The organism is Peribacillus sp. FSL M8-0224 (assembly GCF_038003055.1).
GTDB classification, from domain to species: Bacteria; Bacillota; Bacilli; order Bacillales; family DSM-1321; genus Peribacillus; species Peribacillus frigoritolerans.
The window spans coordinates 414,011-429,263 of record NZ_JBBOOJ010000001.1; the positions used below are offsets into that span (position 1 = coordinate 414,011).

At 38.8% G+C, this 15,253-nt stretch carries 15 protein-coding genes; 11 read left to right on the top strand and 4 right to left on the bottom strand.

The features are described 5' to 3' along the window. The first annotated feature begins 225 nt into the window (after positions 1-225). Positions 226-843 (top strand): hypothetical protein, encoded by a 618-nt coding sequence (locus MKX49_RS02040; protein ID WP_340874551.1) that lies wholly within the window; start codon positions 226-228, stop codon positions 841-843. On the opposite strand, the gene MKX49_RS02045 is transcribed toward MKX49_RS02040, so the two are convergent. Then, positions 840-1,010, bottom strand: coding sequence for a hypothetical protein (locus MKX49_RS02045; protein WP_340874552.1), 171 nt, complete (start codon positions 1,008-1,010; stop codon positions 840-842). The genes MKX49_RS02040 and MKX49_RS02045 overlap by 4 nt on opposite strands. 71 nt (positions 1,011-1,081) lie before the next feature. On the opposite strand from MKX49_RS02045, the gene MKX49_RS02050 reads away from it, so the two are divergent. Next, positions 1,082-1,651, top strand: coding sequence for a YdhK family protein (locus MKX49_RS02050; RefSeq protein WP_340874555.1), 570 nt, complete (start codon positions 1,082-1,084; stop codon positions 1,649-1,651). Between the two features lie 1,072 nt (positions 1,652-2,723). Beyond that, a complete protein-coding gene (locus tag MKX49_RS02055; RefSeq protein WP_251541049.1) occupies positions 2,724-3,206 on the top strand; it encodes a GNAT family N-acetyltransferase in 483 nt (160 codons plus the stop codon). Between the two features lie 166 nt (positions 3,207-3,372). Here MKX49_RS02055 and MKX49_RS02060 read toward each other — a convergent pair whose 3' ends face one another. Further along, the gene (locus MKX49_RS02060; protein WP_340874559.1) at positions 3,373-4,209 is read right to left on the bottom strand and encodes an RMD1 family protein; all 837 of its coding nucleotides are present in this window, start codon (positions 4,207-4,209) and stop codon (positions 3,373-3,375) included. Positions 4,210-4,643: 434 nt separating this feature from the next. Between MKX49_RS02060 and MKX49_RS02065 the strand changes: the two genes are divergently transcribed. The 5 genes from MKX49_RS02065 to MKX49_RS02085 all read left to right on the top strand — a co-directional run bounded on the left by MKX49_RS02065 (position 4,644) and on the right by MKX49_RS02085 (position 9,317). Continuing rightward, the gene (locus MKX49_RS02065) at positions 4,644-5,828 is read left to right on the top strand and encodes a glycosyltransferase family 4 protein (protein WP_052137176.1); all 1,185 of its coding nucleotides are present in this window, start codon (positions 4,644-4,646) and stop codon (positions 5,826-5,828) included. A gap of 20 nt (positions 5,829-5,848) precedes the next feature. Then, the gene (locus tag MKX49_RS02070; RefSeq protein WP_142398499.1) at positions 5,849-6,172 is read left to right on the top strand and encodes a hypothetical protein; all 324 of its coding nucleotides are present in this window, start codon (positions 5,849-5,851) and stop codon (positions 6,170-6,172) included. A gap of 37 nt (positions 6,173-6,209) precedes the next feature. After that, positions 6,210-8,000 carry a glycosyltransferase gene (locus tag MKX49_RS02075; RefSeq protein WP_340874564.1) on the top strand — a complete coding sequence of 597 codons (1,791 nt, stop codon included), beginning with the start codon at positions 6,210-6,212 and terminating at the stop codon, positions 7,998-8,000. Between the two features lie 303 nt (positions 8,001-8,303). Further along, complete coding sequence (locus MKX49_RS02080; RefSeq protein WP_063577300.1) at positions 8,304-8,789, top strand: PaaI family thioesterase; 486 nt, start codon at positions 8,304-8,306, stop codon at positions 8,787-8,789. A 243-nt stretch (positions 8,790-9,032) separates the two neighbouring features. Next, positions 9,033-9,317 (top strand): hypothetical protein, encoded by a 285-nt coding sequence (locus MKX49_RS02085; RefSeq protein WP_323598942.1) that lies wholly within the window; start codon positions 9,033-9,035, stop codon positions 9,315-9,317. 115 nt (positions 9,318-9,432) lie between these two features. On the opposite strand, the gene MKX49_RS02090 is transcribed toward MKX49_RS02085, so the two are convergent. Then, positions 9,433-9,645 (bottom strand): hypothetical protein, encoded by a 213-nt coding sequence (locus MKX49_RS02090; RefSeq protein ID WP_340874567.1) that lies wholly within the window; start codon positions 9,643-9,645, stop codon positions 9,433-9,435. Positions 9,646-9,733: 88 nt separating this feature from the next. Then, the gene (locus tag MKX49_RS02095) at positions 9,734-11,800 is read right to left on the bottom strand and encodes a Na+/H+ antiporter (protein WP_340874568.1); all 2,067 of its coding nucleotides are present in this window, start codon (positions 11,798-11,800) and stop codon (positions 9,734-9,736) included. A 383-nt stretch (positions 11,801-12,183) separates the two neighbouring features. Between MKX49_RS02095 and MKX49_RS02100 the strand changes: the two genes are divergently transcribed. Genes MKX49_RS02100 through MKX49_RS02110 form a run of 3 tightly spaced genes read left to right on the top strand, consistent with a single transcriptional unit; the run spans position 12,184 to position 15,226 of the window. After that, entirely contained in the window at positions 12,184-13,761 is a 1,578-nt protein-coding gene (locus MKX49_RS02100) for a spore germination protein (protein ID WP_340874571.1), read from the top strand. Further along, on the top strand, positions 13,758-15,008 hold the full coding sequence (locus MKX49_RS02105; protein WP_340874574.1) for a Ger(x)C family spore germination protein: 1,251 nt from the start codon (positions 13,758-13,760) through the stop codon (positions 15,006-15,008). The genes MKX49_RS02100 and MKX49_RS02105 overlap by 4 nt, the downstream gene beginning before the upstream one ends. Continuing rightward, the gene (locus tag MKX49_RS02110; RefSeq protein WP_336865379.1) at positions 15,005-15,226 is read left to right on the top strand and encodes a hypothetical protein; all 222 of its coding nucleotides are present in this window, start codon (positions 15,005-15,007) and stop codon (positions 15,224-15,226) included. Before MKX49_RS02105 ends, MKX49_RS02110 begins: the two co-directional genes overlap by 4 nt. Positions 15,227-15,253: the final 27 nt, after the last annotated feature.

Below are 15,253 nucleotides of genomic sequence, written 5' to 3' on the forward strand. Positions count from 1 at the left end.
ATAGAAAACTATTACTATAATGAAGAAATTTGCGAAAATCCTGCCGAATAGCTGGCAAGTCGAGAACCCGCTGAATGCTTTTTGGCGGAAAGAGAGCGAATTTCTGAGAACACTTGAAAACTGTAGGCAAACTGGCTTTCTACAAATTTGCTACAATCTGAAACATCCATTATGGATGTTTTACTATTTATTCAATAGATTCGAATTCAGTGGGGTGAGAAGGATATGGAGAAGAAGAACCGATTGGTTTTTACTAGGTCGAATGCAGCTGCTAAACGAAAATTCGATGAAGCCATCACCATTTTGGAATATAGTGTAATGCTTGTTGAATTCTTTGGATTACAAGAATTCAACAATATAATTGCCGGACAGTTAAGGCTGATTCTATGTGAAACGAAAAATACGCGAATAAAACGGGAAAAGGTCACAATTGACCAATCCTTAATAAAGAAAATCAATCCTAACCCGAAATTGTATCCCATTAAAGACTCCAATCAAATGAGCAATGATCATATATCGGAAGAACTCTTCGATTATACTAAACAAAGGATTGAGCTAAAGCTTTGGAGAAATCAAATTATCTATAAAATCGATATCGAAGGAAAAACCCAGGAAATTAAAGTCATTGATTTTATTAAGGAAACAGCTAATAAAATTGGCGGTGCACATGCTGAATCAAGTTTCCCTAATAAGTCATTTATTTCGGATGGACATACGAAAATCATGTTAATAGATATAGCAAAAGGGTTATTCAAATCAATAGGCAGGGATTATAAAAAACATGCCTCCATGAACCTTTCACATATCATGCAAAAAATCGAACAATCAACTTTGGAAGACTAGACAGAGGAAGGACTTTTGACCAAGTCCTTCTTGCTTGATTTCCAAGCACCCGGCAGGATTGAATACCTCAAATAACCACTATCACTAAACCATTCTTTTTCCTCGTTAAACCACGCTCGATGGCTGTTCACTTTTATCCAGAACGCCATCAGGTTAAATTCAGTCACGAGTATACTCCATATTTTCTGCATATTTAATTGGTAAGATGGGTGTAATCATAAAGGAGGTTTTATTCAATATGAAAAAAAGAACAAAATTGCCTACCATCTTATCCCTATTTGCAGCCCTGTTTTTAGTCCTTGGAGCATGTTCCAACAGCGATGATAAAAGCAAAGAAGAGAAGGAAGAAAATGAACATAGTGAAATGGACATGAACCATTCTAGCTCGGGTGATGTTCCGGAGGGATTAAAAGCGGCAGAAAATCCAACTTATGAAGTTGGAAGTCAAGCGATTATCGAATCAGGTCATATGGAAAGCATGAAAGGGGCGGAAGCAACAATAGTGGGTGCCTTTGATACGACTGCTTATGCAATTTCGTATACGCCTGCAACCGGCGGAGAAAAAGTGGAAAATCATAAATGGATCATTCACGAAGAAATCAAAGATGCAGGTGAAGTGACGTATGAACCCGGAGCGGAGGTCACAGTAAATGCTTCTCATATGGAAGGGATGAACGGGGCAGTCGCTGAAGTTGAATCTGCCGAAAAAACGACTGTTTATATGGTCGATTTCACACCGACTACGGGTGGAGAAAAAGTGAAGAACCATAAATGGGTAACTGAAAGCGAATTATCAGCGTCTAAATGATTTAACATCATGAGTTCAAAAACAGAAGAAAATAGGATTGGAAACTCCTTCAGTTTGTGACAAAAGTGGATTTGGAATAGTCTCATCCAGAACCATAATATTCAAACAAGACTAGATGATCATTGATGTTTTTTTATTGTAAGCCTCATTGGATTGAAGAGATTTGCGACACTCCTGCCGAATAACTGGCTAACCAAGACCCCTGAGGCGCTTGCTTTGATATGGCTTGGCAGAAAGTCGGCGGAAAGGGAGCGGATTTCTGAAAGGGGTATGTGTAATGATTTCCACTCCAGGCACTCGCTTTCCGCGGGCGGTCCGCCCGCGGCGTCGCCTGCGGGGTCTCCCTGGCCACGCTTTTCCCGCAGGAGTCTCGTACCTTCCGTTCCAATCAACTGGAATTTTATAAAAGAAATATTGTAGGGAAACAGGCTCTTTTCCAATTGGTTTACAGTTTGGCTGATCCATCAATTTTTTGACAAAAGGGAGTTCGGATTGGTCCCACCCCAAACCATGAAATTAAAACAAGATTAGATTATCCTTATGTTTTTATTCTATAATCCTTATGGGATTGAAGAAATTGCGACTGTTAAATAACTGGCTAACCAAGACCCCGGAGGCGCTTGCTTTGATATGGCTTGGCAGAAAGTCGGCGGAGAGGGTGTGAATCTCTGAATCAACTGAACTATTCAAATAAAAAATGCAGGCAAACTGAGTCTTCATCTAGTTTATCTACAAAAGGAGATTCGGAATGCTCTCATCCCGAACCATAATATTCAAACAAGCTAGATGATCATTGATATTTTTTTACTGTAAGCCTCATTGGATTGAAGAGATTTGCGACACTCCTGCCGAAATACTGGCTAGCCTAGACCCCGCAGGCGCTTGTGCCGAGGAGGCTTGGCAGTCAGTCGGCGGAAAGGGAGTGAATCTCTGAAATCAACTGAACCATTCAAATAAAAAATGCAGGCAAACTTGATTTTTTCATTGAGTCTGTTTACAGTCTGAAGGAATGGTAAACAAAACCATTCCTTTTTACGTGACTTTATCAGAAATGTGAAAATGGGGTGCAAGTATGATGGCTGGATTAATTATTAGACCTTTTATGGAAACTGACCATGAGGCGCTGAGCAATTATTGTTTACCTATAGAACAAGCAATCTATACTTCTTTACCTTTAAAAGTTATCGAAGACTTCAGGAAGGATAAATATAACCTCCCCATGGTCATTTATTTAGATAAGGATTTGATTGGTTGTTTTGCCTTATATACGGATAAAGCGGGAAATCAATATACAAGTAATGAGAATGCGATTCTTCTTAAATCATTCTCCTTGGATTTGCGCCATCAAAAAAAAGGGCTAGCTTTTAAGACGTTAAAAGTGTTGCCTGATATGATCAAACTAAGTCATCCAGATAAAGATGAGATTATTCTAACGGTGCATCATTCGAATGTCCCAGCGATAAATTTATATAAAAAAGCTGGATTCATTGACAAAGGATACAGATTTAATGGGGAAGAAGGGGAGGAATTCATTTTCCACTTTGCTCTGGATTAAGGGGAATATAGATAACTTCCGGAATGCTTCGACCCGATAGGAAAAAGCATGTAATTAAACGACAGTATACAGTCAGCTTAAATATGATGAAGTGGTTAAACGCAAAATAAGCATCAAAACGATGCTTATTTTTTTGGAAAGTATTCCTTACGATATGATTAAGAATTCATGGAATCCATCCTACAATTTCTAGAATCGTCAGAAGAATCTCAAAGACAATGAGAATTACAATGATCCATTCAACGAATAGTCCCCTGATCGAATGGCTGATGTTAGAAAACCCATCCATAATGTTATATAAAATTTCGGTTTTACTTTTCAGGATTTTATACCGATCATTCAATTCAAAAAATTCAAGCATTCTGTCATAAAATTCGCCGGCAATGCTGCTTGTCCATGTAATATCAGGTTTATCCAGAATCATGATATATGCCAGGGTATTGTACTCGTGACGTACGATTTTCGCCGTCGTCCTCGCTAGTTCCTTGTTACCGATTCTGAGCTTGCCTTTTTCCAGTCGGTCAATCATGGCTTCAAGCTTGTCGTGGATTGTTCCTAGTTGTTCCTCAGTCTTTTCAAGAGCCACCGATTTTGCGAGAATGGTGGATATTAATTCAGGGTAGAAAAATTCATATTTAGGAACAACTACATATTCGTCTGTCAAATTGATGTTTTCAGTTTCACTGAAGTGAAGGCTGTAATCATCCGTATATCTATCTACATTGACGAGATCAATGTCCGGCTCGAATGATTGGATAAAGGAGGAAAATGCCTTGATCTCATCCTCATGTGAGTAATTGATGAATACGATGCTGCCAAAGGAAAAAACCAGCACCTGCTGCGATTCGTCCACATTTTTATAAAGGATGGAACGTAGAATATCGCCTTTAAGAATTAAAGGCTCTTCCCAGGTGAATTTTTTGGGGATGCCGCAATGAATGGCGATTTTGTTCAAATCGATTTCATTAGTGATTGCACATGCTTTAAAGGTAATTTCTTCCATCCATATCACTCTCTTCAGCAAATTGGTCTTTTTTCGATTCTATTCTATTCTTACAAAAACATGCTTGAATAATTCTGGAAGGTAGAAAAAAGTCAACTTACTGGTAACTAAACCAATAACCCCATTATGGATATAAAAATAATCAAGTCTAAGCTTTGGGGAAATATATAAGAGGGCGCTTCCGGTAACTGGATCGCCCTTCTTTATTTTGCTTGTTTATACATACTGAAACTTTACAAAAACATATAAAAGTTCATGAAAACTTTACTTTTATTTACAGAATTCTCACATTGATGTCAATATTCAGTAATACATGTTTGTTATAATCGATTGACGGTTTTAAAAGTGGTTGGAAAAGGGTCTTTTAAAAATCCTTCATTTACAGATAAGTAGCAGGCTGATTGAAGATGACTGAATAGTAGGAGTGAACAAAAATGGAGGAATCTATAAATCTATATGAGCTTACATTTAGTGAAAAAGATAGATATGTGATCATTACGAATGCTTATCCACATGAAGATCAGCTATATCGGAATGGGTTTATCCACCGAAGAGTCAAGGCTTATCTGGATGAGGGTTTGAAGGTGGATGTCTTTGTTTTGCATCCTGCCTATAAAAAAGCGGAAAAGTATACGTATGAAGATGTGCCTGTTTATCGAGGAACTGAACAGCATTTGCGCATTTTCTTAAATCATAAAATACATAAAAAAGCGCTCATTCATTTTGTTAATCCAAAAATGGTACAAGCGATAAAAGAAACGAACACGGATTTACCGATTATCACCTGGATACATGGATTTGAAACGGAGGCATGGCATAGAAGATGGTTTAATTTTCTTGAAAGCCCTGAAAGCTTGAGGAAGATACTTGAAATGTCGGACGACTATTATGTATCACAGCTTTCTTTTATGAATTGGTTTTATCAAACGAATGAATTGGATACAACCTTTGTTCATATTTCCAAATGGTTCAAAGAGCATATAGCGGAATGTGATGCAAGAGCAGAATCGAAAAATTCAGTAATCATTCCCAATGTCATAGATGATAATCTGTTTACCTTTATTGAAAAGCCAGCTGAAATGCGGACAAAAGTCCTTTCAATCAGGCCATACGCTTCACGAAAATACGCCAATGACCTATCGGTGAAAGCAGTGCTGGAACTATCGAAGAGACCATACTTCGATAAGTTGGAATTTGCATTTTATGGCGATGGAAAATTGTTCGATCAAACCGTTGAGCCAATCCGGGATTTTGAGAATGTAACGATTCATAAAGGTTTCCTATCTCAGGAGAAAATCGCTGCATTACATAAGGAGTATGGAATTTTCCTTTGCCCGACCCGTTTGGATTCTCAAGGGGTTTCCATGTGTGAGGCAATGTCGAGCGGACTAGTGCCGATTTCAACAGATATTACGGCAATTCCGGAATTCGTTAAACATGACGTTTCTGGCCTTCTAACAAAACCTGAGTCTCCTACCGATATTGCCGATGCAATAGAGCGCTTATATTACAACTCGGACGTATTTTTAAGAGTGTCAAAACAAGCTTCTCAGTCGATTCGGGAAAAATGCGCTGTAGATGTTGTTATAAAAAGAGAATTGGAGATCATCCAAGGTTAATGGAGGGGAGTTTTTTCAATATGGACGAACGAAACGAATATTGGAAAACGATGTATGAGGAACTCGAATTACAAATGAAAGACATGATGTCCATGACATTGGAACTCATAGAGAGCAATGGCATGGAAAAACAAAAAACCATTGAGAACGTTACAAAAGAAAATAATAGGCTGCGAGAAGAAGTAGAAAAAAGTAAGATGGCCCAAATCGAAAATATTAAGCTTAACAAAGAAATACGAAGACTTAAGTTGTTAGAACATAAATTCAACGTTACATATGCAGGGAAATTCACATTAAAATATCTTGCGCTTAAATCATCTATTAAAGAACAAATAAAGAAATAAAAATTCATATCAGATTTCAGTCATTGGAGTGAAAACTTTGAATTCACATGAACTAGTTGAAAACAGAAAAATGAAGGTACTTCTATTTGGCTTTATTGACATGAATTCAATGGATGGATCTGCAGTATTTTTATCTTCCTTAGCATCGACCATTGCGTTAGATTCCAACATCGAAGTTGATTTACTTTTAGCTAGCCCGGTCAAACGTGATATCTTACTTCAGCCACTTGAGAAATTTGATAATATAACCATTCTCAATCCTTTTGTCGATCCTTTTTTTAATGCCGCCGGTGATGAATGGGTAAAAAAAGGAGTCATTGATTTCGATGTAGCAGAAATGCTCATTTCTCATTATTGGAGTCAAAATGACTATGATTGGCTATTTGTTAGAAGCATTGAGACTGTTGAAAAAATCGCAAAGCATAAGCAAATCATAAAGAATACATTAGTTTATGCTACAGGATTGACTCACATAGGTCAGGATGTTAATGAAGAAAAATTCGAGAGCATCAAAAATATATATGATCAGTGTGCGTATTTCTTATGTCAAACAGAAGAGATGTGCGAATTTGTCATTGAGATCCTTAATTTGAATAAAGAAAAAAACAAAGTTTCCCTGCTTACCCCGATGATACCAAACGTTGAATCAGCGGAAGGGCAGACCCGGTTAAAAAACAAACTTGTATATACAGGGAAATTCGACCCGGATTGGAAGACCATTCCCATTATTACTGCTTTTAAAGAATTAAAACGTGAGATCCCGAATCTATCACTTGATGTGGCGGGGGATAAATTCAAATGGGTTAAAGATGATTCTCAGTTTAAGGAAGAAGCGGCATACCTCCTTAAAAATACGGATGGGCTTACATGGTACGGTGCTTTGACAAGGGAGAATGCCCAACAATTAATCGTGAACAGTGATATTGGGATAACCTGGAGAAGTGAGGAAATGGACAGCAGTCTGGAACTGTCTACAAAGCTATTGGAGTATGGGATTTTAAGAAAGGCTGTAATAATGAATCCAACCAAAATGCATATGAAGCTTTTTGGCGAAGATTACCCGTTATATGCTGTTACAGAGAAGGATTTCCGTGACGCTGTCAAATTAGCATTATGTAATAAGGATATATATGAGTTTGCGGCACAACGAATGTATCAAGTTAGCAGGCAGTTTTTATTTTCAGAAGCAATAAAAAAACTGCAAGGACCATTATGGAGCAAGCGCATTACCGATTATGTGAATGAAAGTGCGAATATGTTTTATATTGATGAAGCTGACTTTGATGAATTGATTAGGCATACATCATTAAATAAAGTGAAAATATTGCCTGCGGAGTTTAATGTTGACGAAGTTTTCACCTATATTGTCAAAAACATACCTGAAGAAATAAAACGAGTCGAAAAACTGTTTAAACTGTCTGGGTATGGTCAAATCATTTCAGCAGAAAAAGCTGGATGTTATACATTTCTCCACATCCATAAAAGGTATGGAACCTTTGAACAAAATTTTCAAAATAACATCCCCTATTTAAAAACGATAGGATTTGAAACCTTTGGCAATCCTAAACTAAAACCAAAAGATGTGGAGATTTCAATCAAAGAACGGGCAATTGTTGATAAAGAAAAATATGATATGAAAGGGAAAAATAAAGAATTAGCTAAAGAAGTAAAGCAATTAAAAAAACTGAACAAAGTTCAACTTAAACAAATTACTAAGCTAGAAAAACAAAATCAAGCACTTGGACGTAAATATGATTCACTTTCGAAGTCGAAAATGGGTAAAATGACATTCAAGTATTGGGATTTAAGAAAAAGGCTTAACTTTTAAGAAGGTAAACCTGCAACAAAATAATAGATACACTTCTTAACTATATATATTTTCAAATGAAAGCCCCTGAATGCTGCTTGCTAACAGGGGCTTTTGTCAATTATATGGAGTAAAGGAGCAGGGATTCTTACAAACTTTTTTTCGATTAAAGCTGCCTCAGGTTACTATTCTATGAAAATAAAACTTGGTAGTACCCTCAATAAAGATTCATGGAATTTCAAAAAACTAACTTTTCAGCATGTATCCAAATAGACCCCTTATTCTTTAATGGTGTTATAATATTCTGAAAAAGGGGGAGAGATGATGGAGGAGAATGTGCTAAAAGCGATTCAAGATGATTATCCGGATGCATTTGCATGGTGTTATGGATGCGGTCGCTTGAACAAAGATGGTCATCATTTTCGAACAGGTTGGCAAGACGAGCAAACAAGGACTATCTATACACCACGTCCAGAGCATATTGCAATTCCAGGATTTGTTTATGGCGGCTTGATTGCCTCTTTAATTGATTGTCACGGAACAGGTTCCGCTGCATTGGCTTTACACCGTAAAAACGGTCATGAAGTTGGAGATGGAGTTGAACCACCCAGGTTCGTGACTGCGTCACTGAATGTGGAGTTCGTAAAGCCAACACCAAATGATGTGCCATTAATGGCCGTTGGGACGATTCATGAAATTCATCCTAAAAAATGGAGAATCGAAACAGAGGTATTTGCACTCGATAAACTTTGCGCCCGTGGAGAGGTAATCGCTGTGGTGATGCCAAGTACTTTTACAAGTAAAGAGTGATCTTCATTAATGTAAACGCATCGAATCCGGAATTAGATGTACTATCAAAGGGCCGTCCAATTATTTGGACGGTTATTTAGTGTATCTGAGTATCCATTTCAAGCATGTTATCGTAATAAAGTGGCATGTAGCTGGAAATTACAAGCCAAATATTAAGATATTAATATACATACATTATAAGCAAAGGGAGGTCGCATAGATGAAAATAAACGTAGAGATAGATGAGGAGATCAGGCGATAGAGGTGCTTATCCGCAATCATGAATGGAATGAGGAAGTGCAGGAATTGATGGAACGCTTGAAGGAGAGGAAAAGACCGTATTTTGTCGGGAGAAAAGGAGAAATGCAGCATGTTTTCCGGGCAGAAGAAATCATCTGTTTGTTCACAGAGCAAGATTCCATAATGGTGCGGACGAAACAGGGGATTTTCGAAATGAAAGAAAGGTTATATGAACTGGAAAGGGACCTTCCAGGTGCTTTTCTGGTGAGTTTGGGGCAATTACTCGTGAGTTTAGTGCTTTTCTGGTGAGTTTGGGGCAATTACTCGAGAGATTGGAGCGAATACTCGTGAGTTTGGTGCTTATACTCGTGAATTTGGAGAAATTACTCGTGATACACAGAAACGAACATGCCTTTTACCTTTGTTATGTAGGATGTATCTTGAATTCAAGGAAGAGTTCGTTGTATTGACCAGCCAGCTTCATGACACTTGTATTAACTGAGTTAGGTTCAATTGTAAAAGTTGCAAAACGGTGATTTAACTCCATTGTGAGGGCAATAAAGAATAATGGGAACAGATGCCGTGAATCGTCTGGAATTTCGACGAAAGCCCTTATACCTGCTCGATCTACGGTCATTTCATTTTTCCTGAGGTATTCATCCTTGCTTTGGAATGTAAATAAAGAGACACCGTTTCCTGTTGCATCGGAGTCTCTTAATATTTTATCAATTTTGTATCATTATCATTTCATCATAGATTAAGTTTTGTCTAAGCTCAGTTGCTGTTTGCATGGATATTTGCTCATCTTCAACCATTTGCGCAATGATATCACGTTCGATTTGCATCGCATTCAACTGAAATTGACTCACCATCTCTTCAAAGCGTTTTGCTTCTTTTTCACTTAATGTTCCGAACGGATTCAAATTACGATTATATCTTTGGATGACAAGCATGACCTCATGGCGGTTTTCAGGTGCAGTTTGTTGTTTGATCAATAAAATGGCTTCCTTGGAAGCTTCTTTTTGTGCTTTACGGAACTCACTGATCAGGTCCGCATTTTTAACGATGGAGTTCTCTAATTTCGCTTTCCATTTCTTATCCCATTTGACATTGATCTTTTTCTTGAAAAGAATGGCCTGCAAATTGATCCAAGCCCTTTTCAGGGAGGATTTTTGCATATAATTCGAGGTTCTTGAAAGATACACTTTATATAGTTCAAAGGCTGTTTCAGATATAGTCCCTTTTTCGACTAATCCAGAAACGACTTCCAATTCCTTATTGGCTCCTAGCTCCACTAATTCGCGTATTGTCCGATCATCCGGTCGATTCGTTATTCCCCGTTCCAAATCTATCAGTTGTTCATTTAAATCTTCCATTACTTGATGGACCGCTTTCTGATTCTCGATGGTTGCTTCTTTGCTCAGCTGGTTGATCGTTTTATTTAAAACAATTTTATAAGCCTCCTCAGAGGTTAGCCGCTCATCTTTGAATTCAGTCGGTGTCTTTACCAGTAGTGGCAAGAGAACCGTAGCCAATGTGACGCTTAACAATATTACGCAAGCTGCGATGAACAAGACAGTATTACGCATCGGGAATAAAGTGTCATCCCGCATGAAATATGGTATGGATAAAGCTGTAGCTAATGTAATGGTTCCATGAATGCCGCAAACGGATGTCAAAAATGCAAATCGGGATCTTGAAACATTCTCCTCATCGGTGTCATTGCTATCTTCTGGATGAACCCTGGACATAATGAATTGCTCTAATGGATTCACTCTGTTTTTCGTAAAAGTATCATGCAGGATGTATACCCATATAAAACGGATCACCAATAATAAAAGAACGATCAAGACACTTATCCCAAAAAGAATGCCCCTATTTAAGTTGGACTCAATTTCCTGATAAACACTCGGCAACATAAATCCTAACAAAGCAAATACAAGTCCATTCAAGACATAACCTAATACAGACCATGTATTAGTTGATACAATTTGCAATTTAGTCGTGGAACTCTGAAGGCGATCCCGCTCGATGCCATGAATGACACCTGCAGCAACCACTGCCAAGATTCCGGAAACATGGAATTCTTCAGCTGCCATATAGATGGCAAAAGGCGTAATTAGTTCAATGACAATAGACATTGGGATTTCTTCAAGTCCATGAACCCGTAAAAATAATCGTAATTTAACGATTAAATAGCCCAATAGGATCCCTATAAAGATGCCGCCTAAAGCGACAAATATAAAATTAAGCGAAGCATCTTTTATAGAAAACACTCCAGTTAAGGCAGCTGCCAGGGCAACTTTAAAAGCAACGATTCCGGCAGCATCATTGAAAAGTGATTCACCTTCAAGGATGGGCATCATGTTTCCAGGCAATTTCAATCCTTTTGTAATCGATTGTACCGCTACCGCATCCGTAGGGGTAATGGTTGCTGCTAAAGCAAAAGCCACAGCCATCGGCATATCAGGTATTAACCAGTGGATGAAAAAGCCTCCTGCAAAAACCGTCACAAATACTAACCCAAAGGCTAATAACAGAATAGGCTTACGCAATTCAAGCATTTCTTTTCTGGACGTATTTTTTCCTTCTGTAAAGAGCAGCGGAGCAATGACACAGATCATAAATAATTCTGAATGAAAATCAAATGATAATTGAAATGGTAATAATGAGAACACTGCTCCCATGGATATCTGATATATCGGAAGTGGGATACGAGGCCATATAGCATTTAATATTGTAGCGATTATTGTGGACACCAATAATCCGAGCAATGTGATTAATAATGACATAGAATCTCCCTTATCTTCTAATGTTTTAGTCTGATTGCCCATGCAATGTATAAAAAAACAGAGGTATTTTTAAAAGCAATATCCATCCTTTAAAAAGTAACCCCTACTTTATGGTCCTGTGTAGCTTATTCAAAATACAATACTTAGCCAGAGACAGTGTTTTCGACTAATATATAGCCTCGGTTTTTGATATACCCTTTAGTTATTAATTACAAACAGGATATCACAAGAGTTTACGGTTTATTCAAAATCAACTAATAACATAGCTTTTCCATGAAAATTAGTTCATGCCGGAAACAGGATTTCCTGTATAAAATACCCTTAATGAAGAAACATAGAAAAATGGAGTTAGAGCGACCTGCAAAAAAATGGGGGTATTCAGCTTGATTCGTAATGTAGGTAGATTGTTAAGGAAAACGAAAGAAAAAAAATCCAGTGTACAGAATAATTACCAGGATTCTAAGCCTGCAGATGTACTTGCTGCGAATTTCAGTCAAAATGTAGAAACACTTCGTTCTATTTATGATAATTGCTCGGATGTGATGTTCCGTTCGTTCTTACTTTTCGGAAAGACGAGGGCCATGCTTATTTACATTGCGGGACTCTCAGACATCGAGGCGATAGAGCAATATGTGCTATCTCCACTCATGCAAGAGTCATCAAAAGAGCCACAGCCATTAAATGAGTTTATTGAACATAAAATGCCCGTCCCTAAAGTGGTAAAAGTGAATATGTTGGCGGATTGTATTGAATCGATTTCCTCTGGAAACCCGATCCTTCTATATGAAGGGGAAAGCGATGGATTTTCTTTAGGATTGTCCAAATGGGAAAAGCGGGCGATTGAAGAACCTATGGCAGAGGGGGGAGTTAGGGGGTCACGAGAGGGATTTATTGAATCTCTGGAAGTAAATACGTCCCAATTGCGACGTATTATTAAAAGTCCTGCCCTTAAAATACAATCAATGAAGATTGGAACTCTTACCAGGACGAATGTTTCGATTGCTTATATTGATGGCCTTGCGGATAAAACACTGATTGAAGAGATTACAACCAGGTTGGAACGAATTAAAATAGACGGAATTTTAGAAAGCGAGTACATCGAGGAAATGATTGAGGACAATCCGTATTCACCTTTCCCTCAGATCATGACGACAGAACGGCCGGATGTAGCCTGTTCAAGCTTGCTCGAGGGACGGGCTGTCATTCTTGTAGAGGGAACTCCCTTTACTCTGATTGCTCCAATATCCTTCTTTTCTTTAATTCAATCACAAGAGGATTATGCTCAACGTTTTATGGCAGCCACTTTTATCCGTTGGTTACGTTTTATTTTTATGGGATTATCTCTTTTGCTTCCGTCCCTATATGTTGCTATTTTGACGTTCCATCATGAGGCGGTCCCAACCGCACTCCTGCTAAGCAGCGCGGCATCCCGGGAATCGGTCCCTTTTCCTGCAATTGTAGAGGCATTGGCTATGGAAATTACCTTTGAAGCACTAAGAGAGGCAGGGGTTCGATTGCCGAAGCAGGTAGGTTCTGCTGTCAGCATTGTTGGCGCTCTAGTGATTGGTCAAGCTTCCGTACAAGCAGGGTTGGTTTCAGCGCCAATGGTCATTGTGGTTGCGATTACGGGAATCGCTTCTTTTATGATGCCTCGTTATATTGCCGGAATTGCTTTCCGGATGCTGCGTTTTCCAATGATGCTGCTTGCCGGTACCTTAGGACTGCTCGGCATCATGATGGGGATCATTGCCATAGTCATTCACTTATGCAGCTTGCGTTCTTTTGGCGTTCCCTACTTAACGCCACTGGCACCGTTAAAAGGACAAGAGCTGAAAGATGTGCTGTGGAGAGCTCCTTGGTGGATGATGGATACACGCCCGCGCCTCACAGGGGATTCTAATGTATACCGTCAAGCCCCGGAACAGAGTCCAAATCCAAAAAGGGGGAGTGAAACGGAGTGAATAATGGTTGGAGGAGAACAAAGATATGGGAGAAAGTAAAGAGGCGTCATTTCTTGAAAAGCGTCCTTCTTTTGCTCGGTATTAGTGGAACAACCCCTTTTCTAAGCGGTTGTTGGGATCGAACAGAAATCACTGATTTGGCGATTGTCACAGCAGCAGCCATCGATAAGAAGGATAATAATCAAATCGAACTATCCATCCAAGTCTTTATTCCAAGTTCAATAAGTGGTGGAGGGGGCGGTCAAGGAGGAGGGAGCAGTCAAGGAGGGGGTGCGGTTACGACATTGGTAAGATATGAAAAAGGCTCCAATATTTCAGATGCATTGTCTAAGCTTCAGAGCAAGCTTCCGCGAAAAGTATTTTGGGGACATTGTAAAATATTTGTATTCGGTGAACAGTTAGCGAAGGAAGGAATTCAAGAGCAGCTGGATTTTTTACTGCGTCATCCGCAGCCAAGAGAGAAAGCAAATGTGTATGTCAGCAAAGGGAAAGCAAAGCCTATCCTTGAATCTTTGCCACCCCTGGAAAACTATTCAGGGGAAGTGCTTAGAGAACTATCAGATTTACATATCGGGATGCTGGTCACAATGCAGGATTTAGATGAAATGTTAACGGGTATACCTCAAGCGGCCGCACTTCCATTCGTTAAAATTTTACCACCAGGGAAAGGTCAAACGAAATTACAGGGAATTCCTTACATTGTCGGGACAGCCGTATTCAAAAAAGATAAAATGACTGGGATGATGACGGAAAAAGAAACAAGAGGGCTATTGTGGTTAAGGGATGAAGTGGAATCATATACCGTGACCATAAAACCCAAAGGGGTGAAAGGGAAGATATCTTTAAGTCCAGTGTCAGCCAAAGTCAAGATCATTCCGCAAATTATCAATGAAAAATGGAAATTATTAGTGAGGGTGAATACAGATGGATCTGTTATACAAAATGGAACGAATTTAAACCTTTCAAATCCTAAGTCTCTAAAAGCTGCAGAACGAGCATATCAAAAAGATATAGAAAAACGCATCGAGATGGCTTTTCTGAATACTCAGCATAAGAAAGCGGACATTTTAGGGTTAGGTAAAGATTTCTATCGGAAATATCCTAAACAGTTTAATAAGGTCGATAACCACTGGGATGAGATATTCGCAGAAATGGAAGTGGAAGTCGATGTTGCGGCCCATATTCGAAGACAGGGCTATATAAACAAACCGGCAGGATTGTCTGAGGAAGAGGTGAAGGACAAATGAGATGGGGAGCTTTTTTTTGTACAAGCGTGGTTGTAGCTCTAATCATTTTGTATGAATGGCCGAGAATGAAACAGAATCCTAAAAAAGATAAAATGGCCTTTCTTACACTGCTCCTCACTGGCTTGATTCTGTCCATGTTCAATCTCCCACAGATGTCAGGACCCACTCAATGGATCGAAGCTCTTTTCAGGCCATTTGGAGAGTTTATGGAAAAGTGAGTCTATCAGTCGGTTGCATGATTTCAA

Coding starts and splice junctions, on each gene's coding strand:
- MKX49_RS02040 (WP_340874551.1), top strand. CDS start 226: ATGGAGAAGAAGAACCGATTGGTTTTTACTAGGTCGAATGCAGCTGCT.
- MKX49_RS02050 (WP_340874555.1), top strand. CDS start 1,082: ATGAAAAAAAGAACAAAATTGCCTACCATCTTATCCCTATTTGCAGCC.
- MKX49_RS02055 (WP_251541049.1), top strand. CDS start 2,724: ATGATGGCTGGATTAATTATTAGACCTTTTATGGAAACTGACCATGAG.
- MKX49_RS02060 (WP_340874559.1), bottom strand. CDS start 4,209: ATGGAAGAAATTACCTTTAAAGCATGTGCAATCACTAATGAAATCGAT.
- MKX49_RS02065 (WP_052137176.1), top strand. CDS start 4,644: ATGGAGGAATCTATAAATCTATATGAGCTTACATTTAGTGAAAAAGAT.
- MKX49_RS02070 (WP_142398499.1), top strand. CDS start 5,849: ATGGACGAACGAAACGAATATTGGAAAACGATGTATGAGGAACTCGAA.
- MKX49_RS02080 (WP_063577300.1), top strand. CDS start 8,304: ATGGAGGAGAATGTGCTAAAAGCGATTCAAGATGATTATCCGGATGCA.
- MKX49_RS02090 (WP_340874567.1), bottom strand. CDS start 9,645: ATGACCGTAGATCGAGCAGGTATAAGGGCTTTCGTCGAAATTCCAGAC.
- MKX49_RS02095 (WP_340874568.1), bottom strand. CDS start 11,800: ATGTCATTATTAATCACATTGCTCGGATTATTGGTGTCCACAATAATC.
- MKX49_RS02110 (WP_336865379.1), top strand. CDS start 15,005: ATGAGATGGGGAGCTTTTTTTTGTACAAGCGTGGTTGTAGCTCTAATC.